Genomic DNA, 22,220 nt, shown 5'->3' on the forward strand with positions numbered 1-22,220 from the left:
TTTTGACACTGCTCTATGAGCAGGATTCCCACAAGTTGACCATAACAGACTGCAAAGGTTTCGGCAAAAGCCGGCTGAGTTGCATTTATCCCAGCAGTCGATCGACCATTTCCGCCGTGTCTCGTGACAAGCCGGGAGCTGTAGCAATTTGGCGCAGGGCGTCGCGCATATGCGCCTGCCGCCCGGCGTCCCAGCGGGACATCGTCTGAAAGGCCGTGGTCATGCGTGCAGCGACCATTGGATTCATGGCATCCAGTCGGATCAGCCAATCGGCCAAGAGCCGATAGCCCGCTCCATCGGCGCGGTGAAAGCCCGCTTGATTGCGTGGCAGAGCACCGACGACGGAACGGAAGCGATTTGGGTTTTTCCAATTGAATGCAGGATGTTGTGTGAGCGCCTCGGTGACGGCGACCGCATTTTCCGGTTCGGCCGAGGCGACTTGGAGAGCGAACCACTTGTTCATCACAAGGCGGTCCTTTGACCAATGCGCCTCAAATGCAGAGAGTGCGTCGCGTCCGGCGTCAATCGACAGGAGGGCGGACAAGGCGGCCAATTGCTGCGTCATATTGTCGGCTGTATCGAACTGGGCCTGAGCTCTGGACGGACCATCGGACAGGCTGAGATATCTCAGCGCCGCATTGGTCAGTGCGCGTTTCCCCGCGGCAGAAGCATCGGGCGAGAATGGTCCCGTCAATTGGTGTTCATCATAGAGCCGGGACAGAATCGCTTGGCAATGGTTCGCGATTGCCTCACGCAAGGCTTTGTGGCTGGCGTAGATGCGGTCCGGATCGGGCGTGTGACCAGCATCGAAGAGCGCCTGAGCGAGGTTTTCTTGAGAGGGGAGCGCCAATAGCATTGCGCGATACGCCGGGTCCTTCTCCTCGTCGGCGATGGCCAGCCTGAGCGCGTCGAGGAACGCGCGGTCAGGCTTCGCGTCATCAAGGATCATCGCCGTCAAGCCAGCCCGCGCGAGGTTTTGCCCGGCTTCCCATGCGTTGAACGGATCGGTGTCGTGCGCGAGCAGGAACGCCTGCTCGGCCCCGGTTTGAGATTGCTTCAAGATCACCGGAGCGGAGAATCCGCGCAGGATGGAGGGCAACGGTCGGCCCGAAAGCCCTTCGAAGTGGAAGCTCTGCTCTGCTTGCGTCAACTCCAGAACAGTGGTCGGCACGACCTCTTGCCCGTTTTGACCAAGCAGCCCAACGGCAACCGGGATGACGAAGGGGTGCTTGACCGATTGGCCGGGCGTGGAAGGCGTCTCTTGCGCCAGATGCAGGGTGTAGGTTCCGTCGACGAAGCTGTCCGTCACTGTGATGCGAGGCGTGCCGGCCTGTTGATACCACCGTTTGAACTGGGCGAGGTCGCGGCCGGTGCTGTCCTCGAACACGGCGAGCCAGTCTTCGATGGTCGCCGCTTCGCCGTCATGCCGGTCGAAGTAGAGATCGAGTGCGCTCTGGTAGGCCGCGTCGCCCACGAGGCGCTTGAGCATGCCAATGACCTCGGCGCCTTTCTCATAGACGGTCGCGGTGTAGAAATTGTTGATCTCGACAAAGCTTTCGGGCCGCACGGGGTGCGACAGCGTGCCGTTGTCTTCTGGAAACTGAAAGGCCCGCAGGTCGATGGCGTCGACGATCCGCTTGACCGCGTGTCCGCGCATATCGCCGGTGAATTGCTGATCGCGAAAAACGGTCAAACCTTCCTTCAGGCAGAGCTGAAACCAATCACGACAAGTGATCCGGTTCCCGGTCCAGTTGTGGAAATACTCGTGGGCGATGATCGCCTCGATCCGCTCAAAATCGGAATCCGTCGCGGTTTCAGGGCTGGCCAGAACGGCGCTGGAGTTGAAAATGTTCAAGCCCTTGTTTTCCATCGCGCCGGCATTGAAATCATCCACGGCAACGATGTTGAAAATGTCTAAGTCATATTCGCGGCCGTAAACCTCTTCGTCCCAACGCATCGACTTTTTCAGGGCGTCCATCCCGAAGGCGCATTTGCCGATGTCATCCTCTCGCACCCAGATGTTGAGCGCGACATCGCGCCCAGATTGCGTCGTAAAGCTGCCCGTATGAGCGATCAGATCGCCGGCCACGAGGGCGAACAGATAGGCAGGCTTCGGCCAGGGATCATGCCACTCGGCCCAGCCTTCGCCGGAGCCTGTGGGGTTGCCGTTCGACAACAGCACGGGCAGATCGCTCTCGATCCGGACCGTGAATACCGCCATCACGTCGGGCCGGTCGGGATAGTAGGTGATCCGGCGAAATCCCTCTGCCTCACATTGGGTGCAATACATGCCGTTCGACATATAGAGCCCCTCCAGCGCGGTGTTGGCATCAGGGGCGATCTCGACCTCGGCTTCCCAAATGAACGGCGCATTGGGCACCTCGCAGGTGAGGCCGGTGGCGCTGATCGAGGGCGTGATTTCGGCGCCGTCGATCTTGGCCCAAAGCAGAGACATGTCACTGCCGTGCAAGACAAAATCCTTGGTGGTCGCATCGGGATTGGGTCGAAAGCTGATCCGCGAAACGACCCGCGTCGCTGCTGGGGCAAGCCGGAAGGTCAACTCTACCGTTTCGACCAGATAGGCCGGCGGGGTGTAGTCCTTGAGGTAGATGGTCTGGGGGCTGGCGTCGTTCATCTCGGAGCCTTTCTTGGGGTCATCGGAAGGTAGGGCGGGCTTGATCGGACGACAAGCTCCCCTTGCGGCCAGAGGGCTGCGCTCTAGCTCAGCCCCATGACCAAGATGCGCAAGAAATCCGATCTGCCGCAAAAGACCTGCCAGACCTGCGGTCGTCCCTTTGTGTGGCGGCGCAAGTGGGCCAAGGTCTGGGATCAGGTTCGCTATTGCTCGGACCGCTGCCGCGCCGGGCGATAGCGGCCGTGTTGCTCCCGTTGGTGGCGTGGCGTATGTCTTTCGCAAGCCGAGGAATTTCTCGATCAGGGGGACAAGCAAAATGACGGATCGCGTGGCACGGGCAGGCCTTCAGGTCGCCAAGGAAATGGCTGACTTCATTGAGCAAAAGGCGCTGCCGGGAACGGGTGTGGAAGTCGACCGGTTCTGGGAGGGTTTCGCCTCGCTTGTCTCTGACCTGAGCCCGGTCAACAGGGATTTACTTGCCCGTCGCGACACGATCCAGCGCCAGATCGACGACTGGCACATCGCCCGCAGAGGGCAGCCCCACGACCCGGATGCCTATTTGGCGTTTCTCAAGGAGATCGGATATCTCGTGCCGGAAGGGGAGGATTTCCAGATCGATACGGCGAATGTCGATCCAGAGATCGCGACCGTGCCTGGCCCGCAGCTGGTTGTTCCCATTACCAACGCCCGCTTTGCCATCAATGCCGCGAATGCCCGGTGGGGCAGCCTCTACGATGCGTTTTACGGCACCGATGCGATGGGGGTGACCCCGCCAAAGGGTGGCTATGACCGGGGCCACGGCGCGCGCGTCGTGGCGCGGGCGCGGGTGTTCCTGGACGATGCCTTCCCGATCAAGGGGGCCAGCCACGGCGACGTTTCGCGCTATTCGGTGCAGAACGGTGCGCTGATGATCGACGACAAGCCGCTGGAAACGACCGAAAAATTCGCGGGCTACCGCGGCCCCGCGCGGGCGCCGGATGCGATCCTGTTGGTCAACCACGGCCTCCATGTCGAGCTGATTTTCGACCGGGCCCACCCGATCGGCAGCCGCGATCGTGCACTCTTGGCCGATGTGCGGTTGGAAAGCGCGATGTCTGCGATCATGGATTGCGAGGACTCCGTCGCCTGCGTCGATGCAGAGGACAAGGTGCAGGCCTATTCCAACTGGCTGGGCCTGATGAAGGGCGATTTGCAGGCGTCCTTCGAGAAGGGCGGCAAGGTGATGACCCGCGTCCTTGCCGACGATCTCGACTATCTGGCGCCCGATGGTAAGCCTTTGAAACTCAAGGGCCGGGCGCTGATGCTGATCCGCAATGTTGGGCATCTGATGACCAACCCCGCGATCCTCGACGCCGACGGCAACGAGGTGTTCGAGGGGCTGATGGACGCTGCCGTGACGACCCTGATCGCGATGCATGACCTCAAGCGCGAGGGCGGCAATTCGCTGCATGGATCGGTTTATGTGGTGAAGCCCAAGATGCATGGGCCCGACGAAGTGGCCTTTGCCGACGAGACGATGACCCGCGTCGAGGCCTTCCTCGGGCTGCCGCAACATACTGTAAAGATTGGCATTATGGATGAGGAGCGGCGCACGTCCGTCAACCTCAAGGAATGCATCCGCGCGGCCAGACATCGGGTCGCGTTTATTAACACCGGGTTTCTCGACCGCACGGGCGACGAGATTCACACCTCGATGGAAGCCGGCCCGTTCAGCCGCAAGGATTTCATCAAGCGCAAATCGTGGATCACGGCCTACGAGAATCAGAACGTCGATATCGGTCTGGAATGTGGCCTGATGGGCAAAGCGCAGATCGGTAAAGGCATGTGGGCGATGCCTGACATGATGGCAGCGATGATTGAACAAAAGATTGAGCACCCGCGCAGCGGTGCCAATTGCGCCTGGGTGCCGAGCCCGACGGCGGCGACGCTGCATGCGTTGCACTATCACAAGGTCGATGTGATCGCCGTCCAGAAGCGGCTCAAAGCGGGTGGCCGCCGCGCCTATGTGACCGCGATCCTCGACATTCCGCTGGCCTCCTATCGCCGCTGGACACCGGCCCAGATCACCCGCGAAGTGGAGAACAATGCGCAGGGCATTCTGGGCTATGTGGTCCGCTGGATCGATCAGGGTGTGGGCTGTTCGAAGGTGCCGGACCTCAATGATATAGGGCTTATGGAGGATCGCGCGACCTGCCGCATCTCGGCTCAGGCCATTGCGAACTGGATGCATCATGGGGTGGTTTCGGAAACCGACGTGATGGAGGCGATGCGCAAGATGGCCGCCGTTGTGGACCGTCAGAACGCGGACGACCCGGCCTATACCCCGATGGCGCCCGGCTATAACGGGATCGCCTTTGCGGCCGCGTGTGACCTTGTTTTCAAGGGCCGCGAGCAGCCCTCGGGCTATACCGAACCGGTGCTGCACGCGCGCAGGCTGGAATACAAATCCGCCTGAGTCGCAAAGAGGTTAACGGGCCGAAATCGGCTGCGGTCTGCCGTCGGTGCGACGTCGGTATCGCGTCGGTGTCGGTGGCCAAATCCGCCCCTTTAATTCAGCGGGCGATCCGATAAGCTGTTGGTGAGCCAACCATATTGGGATCGCGTTTTTTACCATGCCCTTGCCCGTCATCACCCAAGCCCAAACCGTCACCACGCCTCGCCTGACCACCCGTGTTCTGACCCCCGGAGACCCGGCCGGTGTCCCTGTCCTGTTCGTTCACGGCAACCTGTCCGCCGCGACGTGGTGGGAAGAGACGATGCTGCGCCTGCCGCCGGGGTTTCGCGCGATAGCACCCGATCTGCGCGGATATGGCGAGGCCGATCCGGCGGCGCTGATCGACGCCACTCGTGGCCTGCGCGATTTTTCGGACGATCTGGCGGCGCTGATGGATGAGATGGATATTTCCGCCGCGCATATGGTGGGCCATTCGCTCGGCGGCGGCATTCTGTGGCAGATGCTGGCCGATCACCCGGACCGCGTGCTGTCGATGGTGCAGGTGGCCCCGTCGTCGCCTTATGGCTTTGGCGCGTGCAAGGCCGACGGCACCCCCTGTTTCCCGGACAATGCCGGCAGCGGGGCGGGGGCGGTGAACCCGGAGTTTGCCAAGCTGCTTGCCGAAGGAGCCACCGGCGACGAAACCCCGTTTCATCCGCGCGCCATCCTCAACACCTATGTCTGGAAGCCGCCCTTCGTGCCGGAGCGCATGGAGGACATCCTTGCTTCGGCTCTGGCCCAGCAGACCGGCCCGCAGGCCTATCCCGGCGATGCCGCCCCGTCCGAGAATTGGCCCACCGTCGCGCCGGGCAAGTTTGGTGCGATCAACGGGATGGCACCGATCTATCAGACCGACCCGCTGGCCTTTACCCGCGCTCCGAACACGCCGCCGATCCTGTGGATCCGGGGTGCCGACGATCCGATCTGCTCGGATGCGTCGCTGTTCGATTTGGGCACCTTGGGGCAGGCGGGCGCCGTGCCCGGCTGGCCCGGCGACGAGGTGTTTCCGCCGCAGCCGATGATCGCCCAGACCGAAGCCGCATTGGCCGCCTATGAGGCGAATGGCGCCAAGGTCGACCGCGTGGTTCTGTCCGATTGCGGCCATTCGCCGTATCTGGAGCAGCCCGGCCCATTCGATGCCGCCCTTCATGCCCATCTGGCGGGCTAGGGCGCTATTTCGGGGCGAGCCGCACCGGTAGTTTACTGAACCCGTTCAGCCCGACCCGCCGAAGCCGCTGCGCCGCGCCGTCGAGTTGCGCTTGCGGATAGCGGTCGAGCAGCGTCGTGATGGCGACCTGCGCCTCGGCGCGGGCCAGTTGCATCCCGAGGCAGACATGCGGCCCGGTGCCGAAGCCCAGATGCGCGTTGGGGCGTCGGTCTGCGGTGAAGGCCGCGGGCTCTGAATGCCGCGCCGGATCGTGGTTGGCCCCGATCAGCAGCGCCGCCACCTGATCGCCGGCCTTGAGCGCCTGACCCTCGAACGTGGTGTCGCGGGTGGCAAAGAGCGGCTTTGTCATCATCACCGGGCTGTCGTGGCGCAACACCTCTTCGACCAGCAGCCCGACGGTTTCGGGGGCCGCGATCAGCCCCTGCCGCAGCGCGTCGTCTTGCAGCACCCTGTGCAGGGCGTTGCTGATCAGGTGCACCGTCGTTTCGTGTCCGGCGATGAACAGCACCACGACCATCGCGAGCAGTTCGTCGTCGCTGAGCCGGTCTGTTCCGTCGCGGACCTGCACCAGATCGCCGATCAGGCCGGGCCGCGGTGCCGCCCTCTGTGCCGAGAAATCCGCCCGGAAATAGCGCGTCAGCCGCCACAGGCCGGGCAGGGCGCGGGCGATCCCCCACGGCGTCACCGGCCCCGATACGGGGGAGACCCAATGCGCGACCTTGCCCTGATCCTCCTCCGGCACGCCGAGCAGCGTGCAGATTGCCGTCAGCGGCAGCGGCCTGGCATAGCGGCTGACGATGTCGCAAGGCTTTGCCGGATCGGCGCTGTCGAGCAGGGTGTCCGCGATTGACCGCAGCTTTGGCCGCAGATCGTCGATCGAGCTCCGCGCAAAGGCGCTGTCGACCATTCCGCGCAGCCGCGTGTGGTCGGCTCCGTCCTGCCCCAAAATGCCGGCGAGCAGCGGTTTCATGAACCCCGGCAACCACCAGAACTTGGCGCTGAGCGGTTTGCCCCCGACCGTCCCGAAATCGCGCACGAAGAGGTCGGGCGATTTCAGCAAGGCCCGCGCTCCGGCGTCGGTGGTCGTCAGCCAGACCTGCCCGATAAGCGGAATCCGCGTCCGCACCAGCCCGCCTTCGGCCCGCAGCCTCGACAGCGTTTCGTCGGGGTCGGTCAGGAATGCCGGGTCTGTCAGATCGAGCTGCATAGCCGGACTGTCGGTTCTTTGCCCCCATGCCGTCAAGCTGCTCAATATTATGGCATTTGCACCGCATCTTGGCATTGCCTGCCGGAAGTAACCTTTTCATGCCAGTCTCGGCGTTATATTGAGGCCACAAAGAAGGGGAAATGCATGGCCCGTCCAATCATCGGCATTATCAGCAACTCCATTTTGATCAACGAGAGTTACCCGGCCCATGCCAGCGGCATCATCAATGCCGAGGCGGTGTCGCAGGTGTCGCAATGCCTGCCCCTGATGATCCCCGCCGATCCCGATCTCGTCGATCTGCCCGATCTTCTGGACTCGGTCGACGGCATTCTGCTGACCGGTGGTCGCGCCAACGTGCATCCCGACGAATACGGCGAGCCGCCGACCCCGGCCCATGGCGATTTCGACCGTGGCCGCGATGCGCTGGCGCTCGAGCTCGTCCGCGCCTGTGTCGAGCGGGGCCAGCCCCTGATGGGCATTTGCCGCGGATTCCAAGAGGTGAACGTGGCGATGGGCGGCAGCCTCTATCCCGAGATTCGCGATCTGCCGGGCCGTGACAACCACCGGATGCCCCCGGACGGCACGCAGGAGGAGAAGTTCGCCCTGCGCCACGAAGTGACCTTTACCGAGGGTGGCCCGTTTCACCGGTTGATGGGCTCGACCAAGGTGATGACCAACACCCTGCACGGGCAAGGCATCAAGGTGCCGGGTCCGCGTGTGAAGATCGACGGCCATGCCCCTGACGGCACGCCCGAGGCGATCTATATCGACGGCGCCCCTGGATTCACCCTGTCGGTGCAATGGCATCCAGAGTGGAATGCGGCCGCCGATCCGGTGTCGCGTCCGTTGTTCACTGCGTTCGGCGATGCCGCCCGCGCATGGTCGGTTGCCCGCCGCGCCGGCCCGGTTCGGATGAGCGCCTGACGGCGGCTGCCCCGGTTTGGGGCGCGGTTTCTGCTCGATACAGACGAAAAGGCCACCTCGCACATGCTGAGGTGGCCTTTGTCGTTCTGTGGGAGCGCCAGATCAGAGGATCAGCGCCGCCTCGTGTTTCTTGAGGCACCGGCGTGCGGTCTTGCCGTAGCTGCGGGGTAGGGCGCGCAGTTCGGGGAACAGCGTGAACAGCTCTTCGCGGGCGGCCTTCGTCACCGCGGACAGGCCGATTTCGCCGGGGTGGAAGCTTTCGGTGGCGGCCCCTTCGGCAAAGACGATCTCGTGGTCGTCGAACAGCATGTGGATGTAGGTGACTTCGCCACCGGTTTCGATCGTGACGTCGCGCCCGTCGACCAGATGCTTGGCCGCGACGAGCACTTCGCTTTCGCCGAAGAGCAGTTCCGCCCGGTAGCCTTGGAACAGCATCCGGTGCTGTGGCGAGACCAGAAGATCGCTTTCCAGCCCGGTCACGACGCCCGGCCGAATCCGGATCGGCGCAAAGTTCTCAATGGCGGGCACTGTGCGCTGACCGATCCAGCGGATCGGCTGCAAGCCGTGATCGCGGGTGACGACCATGTCGCCGATCTCCAGCGTTTCGATGGCCCGCGCCCCGCGCGGCGTGGCGATCTTGGTGCCGGGGGTGAAGCAGATGATGTTCTCGACCTCGTTGAAGGTGAGCAGCGTTCCGTCATCGAGCAGCACCGAGCCGGATTTGCTTCCCGACCCGTCATCGACGGTGACCAGCGTCGACATGTCCGCCAGCGTGCCCAGTTGCAGGGTATCGCCGCTGGTTTCGCCGCCTGAGCCGCCATCGACCGTGATGGTTCCATTGGACGTCTCGACCAGGTCTTCGAGGATGAAGATGTCGTCGCCGTCATCGCCGTAGGCATCGTCGCCGTCTGCGATGTTGATCGTGTCGTTGCCGGTACCGCCGAAGAGCTGGTCTTCGCCGCGCCCGCCAAAGAGCGTGTCGTTGCCGGTGTCTCCGACCACCACGTCGTTGCCGTCGCCGCCGAACAGGGTGTCGTCGTCGCCGTCGCCGTCGAGGTAGTCGTTGCCTGTCCCACCTGCGATTTCGTCGTTTCCGGCACCGCCCAGCAGGCTGTCATCCCCGGACCCGCCGAGCAGTGAATCCTCGCCCGCCCCGGCAAAGACCGAGCCGCCCGCCGAGTCGGCCGCCATGTTAACGGTGTCGTTGCTGTCGGTCAGGTTGAAGGCTTCGACGTCGTCGAAGGTGTTGAACGAGATGCCGAAATTGAAAGTCCCGTCTTCGTCGTCGGAATAGGTGACGTTGACGCCGGTGTTGATCGCGCCGAGCTCGACGAGGTCGAAATCGTCGCCGCCCGATCCGCCGACGATGGTATCGTTGCCCATGTCGTCGGCACCGATGAAGGCATCGCGCCCGTCGCCACCGTCGAGGATGTCGTTGCCCGCCCCGCCGAAGAGCGTGTCGTCGCCCTCCTGACCGCTGAGCGTATCGTTCCCCGTTCCACCGTAGAGCGTATCGTTGTCGTTGCCGGCCCAGATTTCATCGTTGCCCGCGCCGCCAAAGAAGGTGTCGTTGCCTTGCCCGTCCAGCCCGGTGCCGATCCCGATCTCTTCGTCGAAGACGTCGTCGCCGTCGCTGCCCAGCACGCTGTCGTTGCCGTCGAGCGTCTGGATATAGGTGTAGCCATTGTCGGCGCTGGCATCGACGACGTCGGCACCATCGGTCAGGATCAGCTGCTCGATTTCCGAGAAGGTGATGGTGTTGCCATTGACCAGATCGGTCACGACCCCTGCGCCTTCGCCCGTGAACAGCACCGAGACGGGGTTGGTGGCGAAGCTCAGATCGAGCGTGTCGTAGTTGTTGCCGCCCTGGCCGCCGACGACGAGGTCGTCGCCCCAGTCGTCGCCGTTGACAGAGATCGTGTCGGCATCGTCGCCGCCGTAGATCGTATCGTTGCCGCCTCCGCCGTTGATTTCGTCGTCGCCCGCGTCGCCGTGGAGCGTATCGCTGTCGGAGCCGCCGGCGAGGTTGTCATTGCCCGCGCCGCCGTAGGCCACGTCGGCCCCCAGCGAGGTGACCAGATGGTCGTTGCCGGCGCCACCGAACAGGCTGTCGTCGCTGCCGCCGCCGTAGAGGCTGTCGTCGCCGTCCTCGCCGTAGAGCACGTCGTTGCCGGCCTGCCCGTAGAGCTCGTCGTTGTCTGCGCCGCCGTAGACGACGTCTTCGCCTTCGCCCGCGAATACGGTGTCGTTGCCTGCGCCGACATAGACGAGGTCGTCGTTGCCGGCCTCACCGGGCAAGATCGCGTCGTTGCTGTCGATCTGGTCGCCGTCGGGGTCGACGTGGTTCGTGGCGTCGAGGAAGTCGTCGCCTGCGGTGCCGGTGACCGTCCCGTCGGCGTCGATGATCAGGTTTTCGATTTCGGTGAAGGTGATCGTCTTGGTGTTGCCCGAGCCGTCCGTCACCTCGACGCTGCCGGAATAGCTGTTGCCGTCCGCGTCCAGCGTCTGCACCAGATTGCTGTAGGAGGCGAACTGGCTGAGATCGAGCGTGTCGTTGTCGGACCCGCCGGAGCCGCCGTCGACGGTGATCCCGGAGGTAAAGCCGCCGGAGCCGTCGGTTTCGCTGGCGTCGATCAGGATGCTGTCGTCGCCGTCGCCGCCGTAGATCGCATCGCCCGAGCCGCCCCGCAGGGCGTCGTTGCCCGCCTCGCCGAAGAGCTGGTCGTTGCCCGCCCCGCCTGCGAGGCTGTCGTCGCCGTCTTCGCCGTGCAGCACGTCATTGCCGCTGTCCCCGGACAGGCTGTCATTGCCGAGCCCGGTATACATCGTGTCGTCGCCCGAGCCGCCAAAGACGGTGTCGTCGCCGCTGTTGCTGGAGCCGACTTCGTCGTCGATGTAGTCGTTGCCGGAGCCGCCGTAGACGGTGTTGGACCCGGTGCCGTAGTAGACCGTGTCGTTGCCGTCGCCGCCGTAGATCTCGTCGTTCCCGTTCCCGGAGGAGACGGTGTCGTTGCCGGTCCCTGCGATGACGATGTCATCGTTGGGCGCGGCGCCCGGCGCGGTGGCATCCGAGGTGTCGATCTTGTCGCCTTCGGGATCGCCGGTATAGGAGATGTCGATGTCGTCGTCGCCCGATGTCCCTTGCACGGTGCCGTCGTTGCCGACCGGGATCCCGATCGCCTCGAGTGCCGCCGGATTGCTGAACACCGAGGGGGCGATGCCGAAGAGCGTGACGCTTTCGCCGCCGACGAAGTTGAGCACCGCGTTGCCCGACCCGTCGTCGCCCACGGTCACGTCGGAGGTGGTGACTGGCGTGGTCCCCCCGTCCGAGGTGAGTGCCGTCACATCGAGCAGGTCGTTGCCGGTGAAGGTGCCGTCGCCGTTGTCGGTGGGCGCTTCGAAATAGTAGATGACGTCGGAGCCGTCGTTGTCGGAGAACACCACGACGTCCTGATCGCCGTCCGCAGACCCGAAGCCGTCGCTGCCGAGGCTGATCACGTCGTCGCCCGCGCCGGCGTCGATGGTGTCTGCGCCCATGCCCAGTTCGACCGTATCCGCCCCGCCAGAGCCGATGACGCTGTCGGCGTACCCCGTCAGGTTCAGCGCCTCGATATTGGTGAAGGTGGCTGTGTTTCCGCCCGATGTGAGGGTGCCCATCTCGGGGTTGAACGGCTGGAGCGTTTCGAGATCCACCGTGACGCCGCTGGTCAGCCCGCTGGCATCGAGCACGTCGCCGCTGGTCTCTGTGCCTTCGCCGCCGTCGATGCTGTCGGTGCCGAAGCCGTCTTCGAGCACGAAGATGTCGTCGCCCTCGGCGCCATACATCGTGTCGTCGCCAGTGCCGCCATAAAGCGTGTCGTTGCCGCCGCCTGCGGACAGATCGTCGTTGCCCGCGCCGCCGAAGAGCGAGTCGTCGCCCGCGTCGGAGCCTGCCAGAAGCGTATCGTTGCCGTCGCCGCCGAACAGAATGTCGTTGCCGGTGCCGGTGTCGATGTAATCGTTGCCCGCATCGCCATAGGCGGTGTCGTTGCCGGTAAAGCTTTCGATGACGTCGTCGCCCGCGCCGCCGTAGTTCAGGTCGTCGCCTTCCTGACCGTAGAGCGTGTCGTTGCCGGCTTCGCCTTCGAGCGTGTCGTTGCCTTCGCCGCCGTAGAGCACGTCGTCGCCTTCGCCGGCGCGGATGGTGTCGTCGCCGAGGTTGCCTTCGATGATGTCGTCGTTGGCCGCGGCACCCGGCAGGTGCGCATCGCCGCCGTCGACCACGTCGCCGCCGGGATCGCCCATGTAGCCCGCGTCGATCAGGTCGCCGAATTCACCGCCCGACACGGTGCCGTCGGAATAGGGGATGCCGATGGCGTTGAGGGCCGCGGGCGTGCTCAGATCGGCAGGGCTGACCCCCACGAGCGTCAGAACCGCCGTGCCGGGGAAGGTGAGCACCGCGTTGCCGTTGCCGTCGTCGCTGACCACCACGTCATTGACGTTGACCGGGGTCGTCCCGTCGGAAGTGATGCTACTGACGTCGATCTGGTCTTGTCCGGTGAAGCTGCCGTCGCCGTTGTCGATGGGCCCGGCAAAGCCGATCACCGAATCCGGCCCGGAGAGCTCGCCCAGGATCAGCGTGTCGGTGCCGCTGCCCAGGATGATGTTCTCGATCTCGGTATAGGTGGCGGTGTAGGTGCCGTCGGTGAAGCTGCCGCTTTCCGAGCCGCCGTCGGTGAGGTCGAGGCTCAGATCGTCGGTGACGGCGGAGAGGTCGAGCGTATCGCCGAGGACTTCGTCTTCGCTGTCACCGAAGTAGGTGTCGTTGCCGAAATTGTTCTCGACGACGTGGATGTCGTCGCCATAGCCGCCCCAGACGTAGTCGTCGCCTTCGCCGCCATAGACCGTATCGTTGCCGAACGAGCCGCGCACATAGTCGTCGCCGTCGCCGCCGAAGACGGTGTCGTTGCCCAGATCCCCGTTCATGGAATCGTTGCCCGCGTCGCCGTGGGTCTCGTCGTTGCCGCTGCCGCTTTCCAGCAGATCGTTGCCGGCGCCGCCGAAGAGCGTGTCGTCGCCGTCGACGCCATTCACGGAATCGTCGCCGTCATCGCCGTAAAGCTCGTCGTTGCCGCTTTCGCCGATGACGGTGTCGTTGTCGTTGCCGCCGTAGACGGTATCGTTGCCAAAGCCGCCGAAGATTTCGTCGTTGCCGTCGTTGCCCAGGATCACGTCGTCGTTCGAGCCGTCCTGCGCGTCGTTGCCATCGACGACATCGCCATTCGGATCGTCGGTGTAGCCATCGTCGATGAAGTCGTCGCCCGAGGTGCCGTCAACGGTGTAGTTGAGCATCGGGATGCCCATGGCGTGCAGCGCCTCGGGGCTGGAGACGGCGCTGGGCGCGATCCCCAGAAGCGTCACCGATGTGTTGTTGGGGAACGTCAGAACGGCGTTGCCCGAGCCGTCGTCGGTGACCACCACGTCATCGACGGTGATCGGCCGACCGGCGACGGTGATCCCGCTGACGTTGATCTGGTCTTGTCCGGTAAAGCTGCCGTCGCCGTTGTCGATCGGCCCTTCGAAGCCGCTGACCACGTCGTTGCCGTCGTTGTTCTGAAGCCCGATGAAGTCGACCGCCCCGTCGGCGCCGCCCAGATCGATCCGGTCGTCTCCGGCGCCGCCCATGATCATATCGCTGCCCGCGCCGGAATAGACCGTATCCGCCCCGGACGAGCCCATGACAAAGTCGTTGCCTGCGCCGAGGCTCAGGATCTCGATGTCGGAGAAGGTCAGATCGGACCGCCCCTGCGCAATCGAGCCCATCTCCGGCCCGGAGAGGAAGATCTGCAGATCCGAGGTCAGCGCGGTAGTGTCGAGCGTGTCGCCGAAGGTCTCGCCGGTGTCTCCGCCAAAGATCGAGTCCGCCCCGAAGCCGCCCAGATCGTTGCCGAGGGTAAAGATGTCGTCGCCGCTTTCCCCGTAGTGCGTATCGGTGCCGGAGCCTGCGTTGATGATGTCGTTGCCGTCGCCGCCGAAGGTGGTGTCATCGCCGCGCCCGCCTTCGATGGTGTCGTTGCCGGCCCCGCCATAGACCGCGTCGCTGTCGTCGCCGCCGTCGAGCAGGTCGTTGCCGTCGTCGCCGCCGATGGAGTCGGCGTTTGCGCCGCCATAGATGCTGTCGTCGTTGGTGCCGCCGCTCAGCTTGTCGTCGCCGTCGTCGCCATAGATCAGGTCGCGCCCGTCGTTGGTGCCGATGACGGTGTCATTGCCGGTGCCGCCCCGCACGACGTTGTCGCCTTCACCGATGGTGATGGTGTCGTTGCCTGCATCGCCCCAGACGCTGTCTTCGCCGTCGCCTGCATTGATCGCGTCGTCGCCGTCGCCGCCGAAGATGCTGTCGCCCGCCTCGCCCCCGGACAGGCTGTCGTTGCCTGTGCCGCCGTAGAGCGTGTCGGACCCGTCGTCGCCGAACAGCGTGTCGCTGTCCGCGCCGCCGAAGAGCGTATCGTTGCCTTGCCCGCCATAGGCCAGATCAAGCCCGGCGTCGCCTTGCAGCACGTCGTTCCCGGCGCCGCCATAGAGGCTGTCGTCGCCCGTTCCGCCAGCCACGCTGTCGGCATCGGCCCCGGAGTAGACTTCGTCGTTGCCGGTGCCCGCGTCGATCGTGTCCCGCCCGTTGCCGGTATAGACCAGATCGTCGTTGCCGGTGTCCCCGGCCAGGATGGCGTCGTTGCCGTCGATCACGTCGCCCGAGGCGTCCGGCCCGGAGCCTGCGTTGATCGTATCGGCGGCACCCGTGCCCAGAATGACCCCGTCGCCGTCGGGCAGCCCCATCGCGATCAGCGCGTCGAGGCTGTTCACGTCGGCCTCGGCCACGCCGACGAGAGTCAGCGTGCTGCCGTCGGGGAAGGTGAGCAGGGCGTTGCCCGATCCGTCGTTGCCCACGACGACCTGTTCGGCAAAGACCGGAAGCCCGTCGGCGGACTGCATCGTCGAGGTGTCGAGCTGATCCTGTCCGGTAAAGGTGCCGTCGCCGTTGTCGATGGGGGCCGCGAAGTTCGTGACCGTATCGTTCCCGAAGCCAGAGCCGAGCACGAGGATGTCGACGTCGCTGTCGGCCCCGACGTCGATCACGTCGGCGCCGAGCCCGCCCCTGATCGTATCCGCCCCGGTGCCGCCCGAGATCGTGTCGGCGCCGCTGCTGCCGATGACGCTGTCGTCGCCGCCCATCGTGCTGACGTCGATCCCCGAACCGAGCGCGCCGTCGACGATATCGTCTTGGTCGGTGGTCTGCACATGCTCGATTTCGGCGAAGCTGCCGGTGGCGGCAGAGCCTAGAAAGTCGAAGCTGCCTGCTTCGGAGCCGGTGTAGCTGATATCCACGCCCGAAGTGGTGGCGAAGGTGTAGAAGCCAAGCGTGTCGGTATCGCCGCCGCCGATGTCTTCGCCGCCGAAGACCTGGCTGCTGTCGTGGTCGTCGGTGACGGAGATCCAGTCGTCGCCGGTGCCGCCATAGATGGTGTCGTCGCCGTAGCCGCCGGTCAGGTCGTCGTTGCCCGCGTCGCCAAAGACGGTGTCGTTGCCCGCGCCGCCGACGATCGAATCGTTGCCGTCGCCGCCATAGATCGTGTCGTTGCCCGCGTCGGTGCTGAAATCGCCGAAGCTGTCGTCGCCGCTGCCCATCTCGACGTAGTCGTCGCCTTCGCCGCCGGTGGCGCTGTCGTTGCCGTCGCCGCCATAGATGCTGTCGTTGCCGGTGCCGCCGTCGATCTGGTCGTCGTCGCTGCCGCCGAGCAGCACGTCGTCGCCCGCGTCGCCAAAGATCGTGTCGTTGCCCGCACCGCCGTCGATCTCGTCGTCGCCGTCTAGGGCGGGGACGGTGTCGAACTGCACGTCGGTGATCCAGAGCGCCTGACCGGAGTTGCCACCGTTCTCGTAGATGATCTCGACCGAATGGACCGGGCCTGCGATCTCGACGAGGATCGAGCCGCCCGCGTCGGCCTGAGAGCCGGAGCCTGCGCCGGTGACCGTCTGCCCGTTGAGGCTGTCGTCACCCAGAATGGTGATGGTCACGGCGACCGGATTGCCGTCGGCATCATAGGCGTTGACCGTGACGATATCCTGGTGCGAGCCGGCGTCGATGTCGTTGACGAGGAACACGACGTTTTCGACTTCGTCCGACAGGTTGGCCCCGTCGTCGGCGTTGAACACCAGAGTCGCGGTCACGTTGCCGCCGAAGCTGCCGCCGTTGAGGTTGACGCCCGAGTTTGTGCTCAGGCTTTCGCCCCCGACATATTGCGTGGCGTTGGAGGCCACGACGCCGGTATTGCCGCCGTCGTTGTTGAAGTTGACGGTCACGTTCATGCCGCCGGTGTCTTGGGTAAAGCCGCCGGCGAGGTTCGTCCCGTTGGGGGTGCCGCCGGTGACCCATTGCAGCGTTTCGGTGCTGCTGGTCGTCGCCGTGGCCTCGTCGCCGTGGATCGTGTCGTCGCCGTCGCCGCCGAGGATGCTGTCGTTGCCGCCGCCGCCGGCGATCACGTCGTCGCCGTCGCCGCCATAGACCGTGTCGTTGCCGTCGCCTGCCGCGATGGTGTCGGCGCCGGTGCCTGTGGGGCTGGTGGTGGCGCCGCCATAGATCGTCTCGGACTGGCCGGAGCCGCCGAGCGTCTGATCGCCGGCGCTGCCGAAGATGTCGTTGTCATAGGCGGGCACGCTGGTGGCGCTGGCGCTGCTGACGCTTTCGATGGTGGTGCTGTCCGGCACGAAGTAGACATTGCCGTCGGTGCCCAGCACATAAGTGCCGGTGGCGACCTGATCGGTGACGGTCACGCCGTTGTCGACGCCGCTGAAGGTCCATGTGCCGGTGCCGAGGGTGCTGTCTGGATTGAACCCCAGCATCGCCAGAGCGATTGAGTCGTTCGCATCCAGTTTTCCATCGGCCAGATCGACCAGATACCCTTGCGCCATTGTCAAACCTGCTCTTTTGCCCGGCGGTCTTTGCCGCCCGATACCCTCTTTTCGGCGCACACGTGGTGAGCCTCATACGGATGTTTCCAAATTCAGGACTATCCAAGGCTCTGGGCGGCAATTGGTTCGGCTTGGGGCGATTGTGGGACAAAGGCGGCCGAATTGCGGCCGTCGGCATTTCGCCGCCCCTTTCCCGCCACAGTCCCGATCGCGAATTTCCGGGCCGGCGCACTGCCGAAGGGGCGTGACAATGCCCCGTGCTCCGGTCATCCTAGTGCCATGAAGTGGCTCGATATCCCTCCTGTCTGGCTTGTCGGCGCATTGATCCTTGCCTGGATCGACAGGCGCGGGGAGGGCGGCTTTGTCTGGATCGGCACGTTGATCCTGATGGCCGGCTTGGTGCTGATGGCCGCTGCAGTGCTTCAGATGATGAACGCCCGCACCACGCCGGTGCCGCATATGCAGCCTCGCAGCCTGGTCTCGACCGGCATTTTTGCGATCTCGCGCAATCCGATCTATCTGGGCGATCTGATGGTTCTGGCGGGCTTTTGCCTGCGCTGGGGCGCGTGGTGGTCCTTGATCCTCGTTCCATTGCTGGCGTGGGTGCTGACCCGCCGTTTCATCCTGCCCGAAGAGGCCAGATTGCGCAGCGCCTTCGGCCCGGCCTTTGACGCCTATGCCGCCCGCACCCGGCGCTGGATTTGACCCTAAGTAAGGCGCGAGGCGCAGATATCGCTTCGAATACTGTTATTGCGGGGCGTAGTCGCCTTGTGAAACGATCTTGCGCGTTATAATGCAATATTAACGCTATGATTTTGGAGGGGATGGCCCGTGAAGATCGGTGCACCGAAAGAAGTATTTGAGGGAGAAGCGCGCGTCGCCATGACGCCCGCCTCGGCGAAGGACCTGCAAAAGCTGGGTCATAGCTGTGTCATCGAGACCGGGGCAGGGATGCTCGCCGGCTTTTCGGACGCCGCCTACAAGGAGGCCGGTGTCGAGGTGGTCAAGACCGCCGCCGCCCTGTTCAAGGCCGCTGAGGTCATCGTCAAGGTCCGTCCGCCGACCGAGACCGAGGTCAAGCGTCTGACCGAGGGCCAGACCGTCATCTCGTTCTTCTATCCCGGTCAGAACGAAAAGCTGATGGCGGCCGCCAATGCCAAGGGCGCATCGGTGATCGCGATGGACATGGTCCCTCGGATTTCCCGTGCCCAGAAGATGGACGCCCTGTCGTCGATGGCCAATATCGCGGGCTACCGCGCGGTGATCGAGGCCGGCAACAACTTTGGCCGCTTCTTCACCGGGCAGGTGACGGCCGCGGGTAAGGTGCCTCCGGCCAAGGTGTTGGTTGTGGGCGCTGGTGTGGCCGGATTGGCCGCCATCGGCACCTCCACCAGCCTTGGCGCGATCACCTACGCCTTTGACGTCCGTCCCGAAGTGGCCGAGCAGATCGAGAGCATGGGCGCCGAGTTCGTGTTCCTCGAGTTCGACGACAGCGAGTTGCCCGATGGGGCCGCGACCGGCGGCTATGCCCCGCCGTCCAGCCCGGAATTCCAGGCCAAGCAGTTGGCCAAGTTCCGCGAGATCGCGCCGGACATGGATATCGTCATCACCACCGCCCTGATCCCCGGCCGTCCGGCGCCGAAGCTCTGGACCAAGGACATGGTCGAGATGATGAAGCCCGGTTCGGTCGTCGTGGACCTTGCCGCCGAGCGTGGCGGCAACTGCGATCTGACCGTGATGGACGAGAAGATCGTCACCGACAACGGCGTGACCATCATCGGCTATACCGATTTCCCGAGCCGGATGGCGGCGCAGTCCTCGACGCTTTATTCCAACAATATCCGTCACATGCTGGCCGATCTGACCCCCGAAAAGGACGGTGTGATCGACCATAACATGGAAGATGACGTGATCCGGGGCGCAACCGTTACCCACAAGAACGAGATCACCTTCCCGCCGCCGCCGCCCAAGGTGCAAGCGATTGCCGTGCAGGCCAAGAAGGAAAAGCCAAAGGAACTGACGCCCGAGGAAAAGCGCGCGCAGGATGTCGCCGCGTTCAAGAAAGAGACCCGCAATCAGGTGGCCCTGCTGTCGGTCGGTGCGGTTCTACTGCTGGCCGTGGGTCTGGTCGCCCCGGCGAGCTTCATGCAGCACTTCATCGTCTTTGTGCTGGCGGTGTTCGTGGGCTTTCAGGTCATTTGGGGCGTGGCGCACAGCCTACACACCCCGCTGATGGCCGTGACCAATGCGATCTCGTCGATCATCATTCTGGGTGCCTTGACCCAGATCGGATCGGGCTCGGCCCTGGTCGTGATCCTCGCCGCGCTCGCGGTGTTCATGACAGGCATCAACATTTTCGGGGGCTTCCTCGTGACACGGCGCATGCTCGCCATGTTCCAAAAGTCGTAAGGGAGACGGGATAATGGAATTCGGTTTTACAACAGCGGCCTATGTCGTTGCGGCGATCCTTTTCATCCTGTCGCTCGGCGGGCTGTCGGGGCAGGAGAGCGCCAAGCGCGCGGTGTGGTACGGCATTGCGGGCATGGCGCTTGCGGTGGCGGCGACGCTGATCGGACCCGGCTCGGGATTGTGGCTCTTGTCGATCATCCTGATCGCAGGCGGCGGCGTGATCGGCTATCAGCTGGCCACCAAGGTCCAGATGACGCAGATGCCCGAGCTTGTCGCGGCGATGCACTCTCTCGTCGGTCTGGCGGCCGTCCTTGTTGGCCTGATCGCGCATTTCGAGATCTCGCGGGTGACGTCGCTGATGGCGTCGGGCTTTGACGGGTCGGAGTTTGCCACCTTTGGGGCGCTCATTGCCAAAAAGACCGCCGTGGAGTTGAACATTCTGCGTGTCGAGCTGTTCTTGGGCATCTTTATTGGGGCCGTCACCTTCACCGGATCGGTCATTGCCTATGGCAAGCTGGCCGGACGGGTGAATTCCGCCGCGGCCAAGCTGCCCGGCGGTCACATGCTCAATGCAGGAGCGGCCATTCTGTCGGCCCTGTGCCTGATCTGGTACTTCAACACCGGCGGCTTCTTCCCGCTGTTCCTGATGACCTTGGCCGCTTTGTTCATCGGCTATCACCTGATCATGGGTATCGGCGGTGCCGACATGCCTGTCGTGGTGTCGATGTTGAACAGCTATTCCGGCTGGGCCGCGGCGGCAATTGGTTTCTCGCTCGGCAACGATCTATTGATCGTGGTCGGTGCGCTGGTCGGTTCGTCCGGTGCGATCCTGTCCTACATCATGTGTAAGGCGATGAACCGGTCGTTCGTCAGCGTCATTCTGGGCGGCTTTGGCGGCCCGGCGGGCGAGCAGATGGCTATCGACGGTGAGCAGATCGCCATCGACAGTGACGGTGTCGCCACCGCGCTGAACGAAGCCGACAGCGTCATCATCATCCCCGGTTACGGCATGGCCGTGGCGCAGGCGCAGTCGGCCGTGGCCGAACTGACCCGCAAGCTGCGCGCCGCTGGCAAGGAAGTTCGTTTTGCGATCCACCCTGTCGCGGGCCGTCTGCCCGGTCATATGAACGTGCTCTTGGCCGAAGCCAAAGTGCCATATGACATCGTCATGGAGATGGATGAGATCAACGATGATTTCCCGTCCACTGACGTGGCCATCGTCATCGGCTCGAACGACATCGTGAACCCGGCCGCACAGGACGACCCGAACAGCCCGATCGCGGGCATGCCGGTTCTGGAGTGCTGGAAGGCCAAGCAGGTGTTCGTGTCCAAGCGCGGGCAGGGCACCGGCTATTCCGGGATCGAGAACCCGCTGTTCTTCAAGGAAAACACCCGGATGTTCTATGGCGACGCCAAGAAATCGCTGGACGAGCTGCTGCCCAAGATCAACTGATCGGCAAGCCGCACAGCATCGAACACAGCCGTAGCTTCACCGCTGCGGCTGTTTTCTTTTCCCGGGCCAATTTTTCTGCAACGGAATTGGCGGGTATGTGCGTTGAGCCTGTGACGTCAGAAGAGGAGACATCATGTCAGACCACGAAAAGCATGATCACGATCACGGATTGGCCCACGACCTGCCGCGCCTGTTGGGCCGACGCTCCGTCTTGTTGGGCCTGGGCGGCATCGCCGGAATGGCGGCCACGAGTGCCAATGCACAGGCCCTGTCCTGCTTTGCCACCGCGCCGGAGACCCAAGGCCCGTTCCCGGCCAACGGCTCGCCGTCTCGCCGCAGCGAAACGGCCTTTAACGTGCTGAGCGAGCAGGGTGTGATCCGCTCCGACGTGCGCACCAGCTTTGCCGGGATGAGTGGCGAGGCCGAGGGCGCGCCGTTCACGCTTCATCTCGATCTTGTCGACGTCAACGCGGGCTGTGCCGGGCTTGAGGGTTTGGCGGTCTATATCTGGATGTGCGACGCCGAGGGCCGGTATTCGCTCTATGAGATCGAGGATCAGAACTATCTGCGCGGCGTCGGCATCACCGATGCGCAGGGTCGGGTCAGCTTTACGTCGATCTTTCCGGGCTGCTATTCCAACCGCTGGCCGCACATCCACTTTCAGGTGTTCGAGAGCGCCGAGGCGGCATTGTCTGGCCAAGACAGCCTGTTGATAGCACAGGTTGCCTTGCCGCGGGCGGAGTGCGAGGCCACCTATGCGAGCGCAAGCGTTTACGCCCCGTCGGTGCCGAACCTGAGCCGCCAGACCTTTGAGCGCGACATGATCTGGCGCGATAACAGCGACGCCGAGCGCGAACAGATCATGCTCAAGATGACCGGCGACGTGGTGTCGGGCTATACGGGCACCACGCAGATCGGCCTGGCCCTCTAGGCCGGCTGCCGAAGTCCATAAAAAAGGGGCGCCCCAGTAATGCGGCGCCCCTG

At 64.0% G+C, this 22,220-nt stretch carries 11 protein-coding genes; 8 read left to right on the forward strand and 3 right to left on the reverse strand.

The genetic code is table 11. From position 1 onward, the window contains the following. Positions 1-85: 85 nt before the first annotated feature. Positions 86-2,635: an aminopeptidase N gene (gene pepN, locus LOM8899_RS09340; RefSeq protein WP_093991951.1), complete on the reverse strand. Its 2,550-nt coding sequence runs from the start codon at positions 2,633-2,635 to the stop codon at positions 86-88. Between the two features lie 96 nt (positions 2,636-2,731). On the opposite strand from pepN, the gene LOM8899_RS09345 reads away from it, so the two are divergent. The 3 genes from LOM8899_RS09345 (at position 2,732) to LOM8899_RS09355 (ending at position 6,297) form a co-directional block, all read left to right on the forward strand. Beyond that, on the forward strand, positions 2,732-2,872 hold the full coding sequence (locus tag LOM8899_RS09345; protein WP_093991952.1) for a DUF2256 domain-containing protein: 141 nt from the start codon (positions 2,732-2,734) through the stop codon (positions 2,870-2,872). Positions 2,873-2,951: 79 nt separating this feature from the next. Beyond that, a complete protein-coding gene (locus LOM8899_RS09350) occupies positions 2,952-5,090 on the forward strand; it encodes a malate synthase G (RefSeq protein WP_093991953.1) in 2,139 nt (712 codons plus the stop codon). 157 nt (positions 5,091-5,247) lie between these two features. After that, positions 5,248-6,297, forward strand: coding sequence for an alpha/beta hydrolase (locus LOM8899_RS09355; RefSeq protein ID WP_093991954.1), 1,050 nt, complete (start codon positions 5,248-5,250; stop codon positions 6,295-6,297). A 4-nt stretch (positions 6,298-6,301) separates the two neighbouring features. Here LOM8899_RS09355 and LOM8899_RS09360 read toward each other — a convergent pair whose 3' ends face one another. After that, the gene (locus LOM8899_RS09360; protein ID WP_168770512.1) at positions 6,302-7,549 is read right to left on the reverse strand and encodes a cytochrome P450; all 1,248 of its coding nucleotides are present in this window, start codon (positions 7,547-7,549) and stop codon (positions 6,302-6,304) included. Between the two features lie 99 nt (positions 7,550-7,648). Between LOM8899_RS09360 and LOM8899_RS09365 the strand changes: the two genes are divergently transcribed. Further along, positions 7,649-8,428, forward strand: coding sequence for a gamma-glutamyl-gamma-aminobutyrate hydrolase family protein (locus LOM8899_RS09365; RefSeq protein WP_093991956.1), 780 nt, complete (start codon positions 7,649-7,651; stop codon positions 8,426-8,428). A 102-nt stretch (positions 8,429-8,530) separates the two neighbouring features. Here the strand turns inward: LOM8899_RS09365 and LOM8899_RS09370 are convergent, their stop codons facing one another. Further along, positions 8,531-17,374: a Hint domain-containing protein gene (locus tag LOM8899_RS09370; protein WP_093991957.1), complete on the reverse strand. Its 8,844-nt coding sequence runs from the start codon at positions 17,372-17,374 to the stop codon at positions 8,531-8,533. 279 nt (positions 17,375-17,653) lie between these two features. Between LOM8899_RS09370 and LOM8899_RS09375 the strand changes: the two genes are divergently transcribed. From LOM8899_RS09375 to LOM8899_RS09390, 4 genes are all read left to right on the forward strand, one after another. After that, positions 17,654-18,079 carry a methyltransferase family protein gene (locus LOM8899_RS09375; protein WP_093991958.1) on the forward strand — a complete coding sequence of 142 codons (426 nt, stop codon included), beginning with the start codon at positions 17,654-17,656 and terminating at the stop codon, positions 18,077-18,079. A 126-nt stretch (positions 18,080-18,205) separates the two neighbouring features. Continuing rightward, complete coding sequence (locus LOM8899_RS09380) at positions 18,206-19,783, forward strand: Re/Si-specific NAD(P)(+) transhydrogenase subunit alpha (RefSeq protein ID WP_093991959.1); 1,578 nt, start codon at positions 18,206-18,208, stop codon at positions 19,781-19,783. 13 nt (positions 19,784-19,796) lie between these two features. Beyond that, positions 19,797-21,236: an NAD(P)(+) transhydrogenase (Re/Si-specific) subunit beta gene (locus LOM8899_RS09385; protein WP_093991960.1), complete on the forward strand. Its 1,440-nt coding sequence runs from the start codon at positions 19,797-19,799 to the stop codon at positions 21,234-21,236. 133 nt (positions 21,237-21,369) lie between these two features. After that, on the forward strand, positions 21,370-22,167 hold the full coding sequence (locus tag LOM8899_RS09390) for a dioxygenase family protein (RefSeq protein ID WP_093991961.1): 798 nt from the start codon (positions 21,370-21,372) through the stop codon (positions 22,165-22,167). The last annotated feature ends 53 nt before the right edge of the window (positions 22,168-22,220 follow it).

The organism is Flavimaricola marinus (genome assembly GCF_900184895.1).
GTDB lineage: Bacteria > Pseudomonadota > Alphaproteobacteria > Rhodobacterales > Rhodobacteraceae > Flavimaricola > Flavimaricola marinus.

Excerpts from the sequence above, each read along its gene's own strand:
- pepN (WP_093991951.1), bottom strand. The coding sequence starts at position 2,635 with ATGAACGACGCCAGCCCCCAGACCATCTACCTCAAGGACTACACCCCG.
- LOM8899_RS09390 (WP_093991961.1), top strand. The coding sequence starts at position 21,370 with ATGTCAGACCACGAAAAGCATGATCACGATCACGGATTGGCCCACGAC.
- LOM8899_RS09345 (WP_093991952.1), top strand. The coding sequence starts at position 2,732 with ATGACCAAGATGCGCAAGAAATCCGATCTGCCGCAAAAGACCTGCCAG.
- LOM8899_RS09385 (WP_093991960.1), top strand. The coding sequence starts at position 19,797 with ATGGAATTCGGTTTTACAACAGCGGCCTATGTCGTTGCGGCGATCCTT.
- LOM8899_RS09370 (WP_093991957.1), bottom strand. The coding sequence starts at position 17,374 with ATGGCGCAAGGGTATCTGGTCGATCTGGCCGATGGAAAACTGGATGCG.
- LOM8899_RS09350 (WP_093991953.1), top strand. The coding sequence starts at position 2,952 with ATGACGGATCGCGTGGCACGGGCAGGCCTTCAGGTCGCCAAGGAAATG.
- LOM8899_RS09355 (WP_093991954.1), top strand. The coding sequence starts at position 5,248 with ATGCCCTTGCCCGTCATCACCCAAGCCCAAACCGTCACCACGCCTCGC.
- LOM8899_RS09375 (WP_093991958.1), top strand. The coding sequence starts at position 17,654 with ATGAAGTGGCTCGATATCCCTCCTGTCTGGCTTGTCGGCGCATTGATC.
- LOM8899_RS09365 (WP_093991956.1), top strand. The coding sequence starts at position 7,649 with ATGGCCCGTCCAATCATCGGCATTATCAGCAACTCCATTTTGATCAAC.